This window comes from Gallibacterium faecale, assembly GCF_027920745.1.
Lineage (GTDB): Bacteria > Pseudomonadota > Gammaproteobacteria > Enterobacterales > Pasteurellaceae > Gallibacterium > Gallibacterium faecale.
The window spans coordinates 1-6,854 of the sequence record NZ_JAQIBB010000124.1; the positions used below are offsets into that span (position 1 = coordinate 1).

Below are 6,854 nucleotides of genomic sequence, written 5' to 3' on the forward strand. Positions count from 1 at the left end.
ATTAAGGTGCTTTTTCTTTGAAATTTGTTTGTTGTGAGATAGCTGTTGTTGTAATGCCGTTGAGGAACCCAAAGGTGTTTAAAAAACTTTAAACACTAAAGCATTATCACCACGTAGTAGAACTATCTAACAGTTCTGAGCTAAACTGTTGAACTTAGTTTAGGCTACTTACTTGCTGCTCTTCACCCAACATCAACTCTAACCACAATTTAAGATTATGATAATGTCATACATTTGTCAAGTCTTTCTTGATTTTACCTACTGAATCACCATGCTTTGCAACGTTATATGTGTTACTAATGTTATGACATGTTACAACAGAATACATAGTTTCACTATCCCTGTATTCCAATACAACTTTAGCATTTCCATTAGAAATAACGATAAAATTCCCTTCCCTCTCCATGAAAATCTTACTATGTTTCTTTATTGTCCTTTTTAAGACTACAACAAGTTCATCAATAGTTTTCACATCTTTATAGATTTCATCTTCAGTGTGAGCGCCTTTTATTAAATGCAACAAGCCAAATCCTCTGTGAAGATTCTTATTGTCCTGCTTACCATACTTCAAACATATATCACCTTCAGGGTAAGTGAAATTTCCCACTTTACAAAATGGAAAACATCCAACGATAGCTATAGTGTGATCTTCGTCAACATTACCTATTCCGGATATTTCCTCATCAGAAATAATCATTCTCTCTATTTTCCTAACATGCAATTTTTGTTGCATCTTAACACATTATCATAAATGATTAAATGTTATCAAGATAACTTGTTATAAAGTTATAAAAATATCTTGTTGCCATGTAGGTTTTCTAGTATATCAATCAACAAATAGACATACTCTCCATCTGTGTTTTTATCACATCTATCATAGTGTTGTTGTGTGTTGTTTAACACATCATCAATTTCTTCTTTGCTGTTGCAAAATTTTTCCAGCTCAATTTCAAAAGTTCTTCTAAGATTATCTTTCTTTTCTTTTAGTTCTTTTTTCACATTTTTAGCACTTGCAACACTAATCTTGTACTTTCTTGCTGTTGCTGACAAAGATAGCCCATTAGCAAAATCAGCAGCCATTTTTTCTTTCATTCCAGCATTGATTTTGACTGGTCTCCCACCTTTGGCCCTCAAATCACCTGCTGCAATTTTTGCTTGCTTGCCTGATTGTGTGCGCTCAACAATGAAAGAGCGTTCTAATTCAGCAAACAAGCCAAGAAGGTGAATCATAGCAACTGAAAGTGGGTCTGATTTTTTTGTTGTATCAATATTTTGATCGAGTGCTATAAAACCTATGTCTTGCTTCTTAAACTCTTCCAAAATGTTTAAGCATTGATTTAGGCTTCTGCCTAGCCGGTCAAATTTTGTGACAACTACAACGTCACCTTCACGCACATAATCCATCATTTTCCCTAACTGCTCTTCATTATCTTTGGCTTTGCCTGAATACTTGCCAGTGAAAATTTTTGTACAACCAAATTTTTGCAAGGCTTCAATTTGTTCGGTCAAATCTTGTGATTGTGTCGAAACTCTTGCATAGCCTATGTATGCCATAATTTTTCTATCCTTTAATAACTTTGAACTTTCTATCTACAATATAAGAACTTTATAAAAACTTATCAAATCACATTTTTAGCCTAGCTAAAAAAGAAATAAAGTTTTTAACCACAGTTGACAAAAAACAATGAAAAAAGTTATATTGTTATCAAGATAATAATTTATTAAATTATCAAAATAACAAAGGTTAAAAAATGGAAATTATCACTATAGCAAGTGCAAAAGGCGGAGTGTCGAAAAGTCTTTTAGCAATCAACTTGTTTGATTACCTTAAAAGAAAAGGTGAAGATACAAAAGTTTTACTCGTTGATACTGATAAGCAAAAATCTGCTTTTGAGTTTTTAGAAGAGTTAAAGGAAGAAGACATTTCAGCAGTTTCCACAGAAGCTGATTTTGATTTTGTCTTAACACAAGCAAAAAAAGCTGGATATAACTATGTTGTTGTAGATACAGCACCGAGCATCACACCTTTAAATGCTCACATTATCAAAAAATCAGATCGTGTTTTAATTGCTGCAAAACCAGCCAGATTTGACATTAAAAGTGTTTACAACATTGTTGATTTAGTTCAGCAAAGCAATGTTAACAGTTGCATTCTTTTCACACAAACAGTCAATAACTCAACAAACACAAAGAAAAATCTTGATGAATTAGCATCTATCTTCAAAAAAGAAAAAATGAAAGTGTTGCCATATCATTTATCTCACAGCATGGTTTATGTAAATAGCATTAATGACTTAAAAACTATATTTAACACAAAACACACAAAACAAAAAATCGAACTAACAGAAATCTATGCAGCTTTGTTAGCTTGCTAACACTCAAAGGAAATAAAATTATGGAAGGAAAATTTGGAAGAAGTACGGAAAAGCATCAAGATTTGGAAGTTTCATTAAAAACAGCTAAAAAAGAAAAACAAATTGGTGCAAGAGTTGATGAAGACTTGTTTTATGAAGCACAAGAATTTGCTTTAAAAAAACGTACAACACTTAAAAATGTTGTTGAAGAAGCTCTAAGAGAATATTTAGAAAAGCACAAATAATCTGTAGAAGATCAAACCTAATCTGACAGTTCCCGTTTAAAATTATAGTGTCTGTCAGATTAATTTGAGCTTAAATGCTTTTCCGCCCAAATCCGTTTTCCATCAAGTAATGTTTCCATCGGTGTTCTGCCGCAGCACATTTTTCCTTGATGAGTTCGATGATGATTATAATACATTAAACCTTTTTTAATATAATGATTATCTAAAAGAGTTCTTAAATTTTTGAGGTTTTCTTCTAAAGTCAATTCATGTTGCAATGAAATTTCCATCTCCATGCAATATTGAGCATCTTTTCTTTTTTCATGTTTACGGTTGAAAAGATTGAGAAAGCGATAGGAAAACGTAACAGTTAGAAACAAGAAAACCGCCTTTTCAAACGGTTTTCTGTTAAAATGAAATTTGGGTGTCAGGAGGGGTTAAACTCTCCTCGATGAGTAAGCCTCTCTTGGCTTCTTTCAATACTTCTAAATCGAGGTATGAAGTCAAAAAAGGAAGTTGCAATGAAAGCATTAGCTATCGTTGCGGTTCTCGTGGCTTGCTCTGTCTTGGTGGGGGACTATGCGACACTCAAAATCCTATATGTCTTAATTGTAAGGTAGAATAGGCACATTATTCAGCCAAGCCGAAAGGCTGAGCTTTCTTGTCATCATTGAAAATATTGTGATCTATTAAGCTATTTTGTTTAATTAGTATTTTTCTTATTTGAAGTAAGGGTAATTCCATATAGACCTATTAGAGCTATCAATGATGACATAATAGTAAATGAAAATGTTATACCAATCGTAGCAATAACTCCTGAAGTTATCCCAGATAGAGCTTCGGCTGTATTTGCTAGAGTTGAAAATGTCCCAAAATTTCTCCCTATATTTTCTTTTTTAGACAAAGTTTGTATTGTTGTAATGAGTGTTATGTCAACAAATGCACCAAATATCCCAAGAATAAGAGAAAGCATCAAAATAAATTTCATTGATAATAAGGACATAATTAACATAATCACACCATAAATAAACCAATAGAACATTAATTTATTTGGAGTTGATTTTGTTATTGTTTTGTTGTATATAATTCCACCTATGATTGTTCCTGTAGCCATTAAGGAAAATATATAACTAGTAAATACTTCATCCCCATTCATGTATATAGAAACAGCTGGTATAACAAATCGAATAACAGATCCTGTAAATAAGATGCACAATGAAGAACCAATGATAGCTACAAATAGACTATATTCTGTTCTAAACATGTTGCCAATATTTAAAAAAGTTTCCTTATAAACGCTAAAAATATATATTTTTTTATTTTTATTTTTTTTATCCTTATCTTCATTTAAGCCCAACAATATTATTATTGAAATAAAGTATGTTAAAGAATTGAAAATTAACACCATGCCTTTATCAGAAACAAGAATAATCAATGAGCATAGCAATGGCCCCAAAATAGACGATACCTCTTCAATAATTTGCGTTATACTGTTCGCTTTAGAGAGTTTTTTATTTTCAATAATTTGTGGTATAAATGTTTGAAAACTTGGTTGAAATATACTCCTACCAACAGTGGTAAGAAAAGATGAGGAAATTAACAAAGAAATATTTATTGCTTCGTTTATATAACTAATATATATTATTATTGATATAATGAGTCTGATAATTTCGCTATAAATTAAACTTTTCTTTATGTATCCATTGTCAGCCAGCCATCCACCTATAGGGCCAAAAAATATAAATGGAATAAATCTAAAAAAATAAACCACACCTGCATACAAATAATCATTATTTGTAACCTCAAGAACTATAAATACAAATATAACTTCATAAGCATAATCCCCAAGCTTTGAAAAGAATAAAGATGATATTAATGTTGGAAAATATCTAATCTTTAATAAATTCATTTTTTATTAATCTCAATAGTAAAAGAAGAAATTCCTATGGCTGAAGCCCCATCATCTACCTTGAATATAGATACATTTTTCAATTTATACTTTTCAAGTATGAATTCTACAAATATCTTTGTAAAATCAAGAGATATCCCCATACCAATACATTTGTGAATTCCAACACCAAATGATAGAGGTTTGTTTATACGATCCAAATTAAATGTAAATGGAAGGACAAAAGAGTTAGAATCAAAATTAGCTAACCCTGTATAAAAAATAGCACGTTCCCCTTTTTTTATAATATTTCTACAATAATGGATATCTTTTGTAACTATTCTTCCAACAGATAATACTGGACTATATAATCTTGATGATTCCAAAATAATATTTTTAATATTACTTTTATCAACAGTCAAATTAAAGTTATGTATAGTGTATAAAGTTGCAACAATTAATTGCATTGTTGTTTGGTGAGCTGCAATATAAGTGACAACCATATCTGATATGTTTTCATCTGAGTCATTGAATGACTTTTTAAAATAATCAAATAATTCTAAGAATGATTTAGCTATGGATAAAAAATGTTTTTTACCATTAACTCTTCCATCAAACAACATCCCAACATTAATTGCTCTTTCGCTTAAGTAAGCATCATTATTCAACCCAACAACACTTCCGGCAAGTATATTATTCAAGTTTGTTAATTCCACTTCGGTTATTACCTTTTTCTCGCTTAACAAATCAGCAATAATACTGTAAGCATCAATGTTTTTATAGTTGTCATGAATTATTTTAACTATAGGGCCTTTTTTATGATCTCTAAAAATTAATGATAAATTAATCAACTCAATAAAATTTATTACTATATCCTTCTCTTTATCACTAAATAAATCAAGAGGTACATCCATTCTATTTTTAGATAATTCTGAATTATTTAATAACTCAATGCATGATGAATAACTGTAAAACACCCATAACATTTTATTTTTATCATAATAAAATCCATTGCATTCATTATCTTTAGATGATATGTATCTATAGCGTTCTTTATATACCTCTTTTAGATTTATATCACACATAAACCAATTCCTTTTTTGCAATATATTTACCTGGAATACTTAACTGCTTAGTAATAAATCCTCTCATCATATCTTTATCTGATTCAGGCATAAGCCAAAACATAATATTAGTATACCAATACCATCCAATTTTAGTTAAATAAAATCCTTTATCATCCTCATAAACTAATTTGTGCTCAATCAACTCTGATATTTTATCTTGTAAATAAAAAGGGATTTCTTTGATTTTTCTTTTTTCTACACTTCCATGGTAAGGTAATCTTAGTATTATTGGTTTCATCTCATCAAGAATCTTTGAATGTTTACTTATCATAGATGGGATTTTTCCATTTTTTATTGAATTAATATATTTTTTCCTACTTGATGTATTGGTTATAACATGCTCACGAATAGAAGAAACTGCATTTACCCCAAAACCATGTAAATCATGATCGGAATACCCATACACATGTTCATGATATTTAAAACTATATTCATCTGTTACTACAGATTGATCCACATTATTGGTTCTTACATATCCATGCCCATTATGAGGCATAAATCCTTTGCTGCGCATATATGAATCAATTAACATATTCATAGCAAATTTTCTTGTGGCTGTTGTAAGCGGAAAACCTCTATCCTGAATTGCCTTATGTAATTTTGGTTGAGTCATAACATTATCTATAGGATAAATATCAATGTTTGATGTCCCTAAACATATTGATTTATCTAAATCTCTTATTATATCTTCCTCATCTTGACCATTCATTCCATAAATTATATCAAATAAAACTGTTTCAAAATTTTTTGTTAATATATCTGCTGCAAAATTAATTTGTTCGTATGTGGAAGTTAAATTAAACAACCTTCTCCACTCAGGATCAAAAGTTTGAAGACCAAATCTAGGATGAGTAACACCCATATCTTTCATTGCTAATACTTTCTCAGCAGTTAAACTTTTAACCTCTATTTCGAATGAAAATTCACAATCTGGAGATAATAAAAAATGTTTCTTTATTGCCTGACCTATTTTAACCATATTCTCAGAGGATAAAAGAGAAGGAGTTCCCCCACCAAAGAAAATTGCTCTTACAGGAACTTTTTTATAATCATTAAAAGATGATTTTAACTCTATTTCTCTTATAAGAGCGTTTGCGTATTCATCCACATCATTATTATCTCTATATGCTCCTCTAGTAAAAGGACAAAAAGTACATATTGTTTCGCAAAATGGAATATGAAAATATAATGCTCTAGAATTTATATTGTGATTACTATTCGCTATCACTGCATCCAATCCATCACGATAATGTAGTGGTAG

At 30.2% G+C, this 6,854-nt stretch carries 8 protein-coding genes; 2 read left to right on the forward strand and 6 right to left on the reverse strand.

All coding sequences use genetic code 11. The features are described 5' to 3' along the window. Positions 1-226: 226 nt before the first annotated feature. Positions 227-733: a hypothetical protein gene (locus PF272_RS12545; protein ID WP_011255127.1), complete on the reverse strand. Its 507-nt coding sequence runs from the start codon at positions 731-733 to the stop codon at positions 227-229. Between the two features lie 53 nt (positions 734-786). After that, the gene (locus PF272_RS12550; protein WP_271143023.1) at positions 787-1,554 is read right to left on the reverse strand and encodes a recombinase family protein; all 768 of its coding nucleotides are present in this window, start codon (positions 1,552-1,554) and stop codon (positions 787-789) included. 197 nt (positions 1,555-1,751) lie between these two features. Here PF272_RS12550 and PF272_RS12555 point away from each other — a divergent pair, with 197 nt between their 5' ends. Together PF272_RS12555 and PF272_RS12560 are read left to right on the forward strand one after the other, a co-directional pair. Continuing rightward, complete coding sequence (locus PF272_RS12555) at positions 1,752-2,375, forward strand: ParA family protein (RefSeq protein ID WP_011255129.1); 624 nt, start codon at positions 1,752-1,754, stop codon at positions 2,373-2,375. A 20-nt stretch (positions 2,376-2,395) separates the two neighbouring features. Continuing rightward, positions 2,396-2,599 (forward strand): hypothetical protein, encoded by a 204-nt coding sequence (locus PF272_RS12560; RefSeq protein WP_042905567.1) that lies wholly within the window; start codon positions 2,396-2,398, stop codon positions 2,597-2,599. Positions 2,600-2,658: 59 nt separating this feature from the next. Here the strand turns inward: PF272_RS12560 and PF272_RS12565 are convergent, their stop codons facing one another. The 4 genes from PF272_RS12565 to PF272_RS12580 all read right to left on the reverse strand — a co-directional run. Beyond that, complete coding sequence (locus PF272_RS12565; RefSeq protein WP_333781505.1) at positions 2,659-2,958, reverse strand: MobA/MobL family protein; 300 nt, start codon at positions 2,956-2,958, stop codon at positions 2,659-2,661. A 323-nt stretch (positions 2,959-3,281) separates the two neighbouring features. After that, complete coding sequence (locus PF272_RS12570) at positions 3,282-4,487, reverse strand: MFS transporter (RefSeq protein ID WP_271143024.1); 1,206 nt, start codon at positions 4,485-4,487, stop codon at positions 3,282-3,284. After that, on the reverse strand, positions 4,484-5,551 hold the full coding sequence (locus tag PF272_RS12575; RefSeq protein ID WP_271143025.1) for a cytochrome P450: 1,068 nt from the start codon (positions 5,549-5,551) through the stop codon (positions 4,484-4,486). The genes PF272_RS12570 and PF272_RS12575 overlap by 4 nt, the downstream gene beginning before the upstream one ends. Then, a partial coding sequence (locus PF272_RS12580) for a coproporphyrinogen-III oxidase family protein (RefSeq protein ID WP_271143026.1) occupies positions 5,544-6,854 on the reverse strand: 1,311 nt, incomplete at its 5' end. The genes PF272_RS12580 and PF272_RS12575, both read right to left, overlap by 8 nt.

Coding starts and splice junctions, on each gene's coding strand:
- PF272_RS12545 (WP_011255127.1), bottom strand. CDS start 733: ATGCAACAAAAATTGCATGTTAGGAAAATAGAGAGAATGATTATTTCT.
- PF272_RS12550 (WP_271143023.1), bottom strand. CDS start 1,554: ATGGCATACATAGGCTATGCAAGAGTTTCGACACAATCACAAGATTTG.
- PF272_RS12555 (WP_011255129.1), top strand. CDS start 1,752: ATGGAAATTATCACTATAGCAAGTGCAAAAGGCGGAGTGTCGAAAAGT.
- PF272_RS12560 (WP_042905567.1), top strand. CDS start 2,396: ATGGAAGGAAAATTTGGAAGAAGTACGGAAAAGCATCAAGATTTGGAA.
- PF272_RS12570 (WP_271143024.1), bottom strand. CDS start 4,487: ATGAATTTATTAAAGATTAGATATTTTCCAACATTAATATCATCTTTA.
- PF272_RS12575 (WP_271143025.1), bottom strand. CDS start 5,551: ATGTGTGATATAAATCTAAAAGAGGTATATAAAGAACGCTATAGATAC.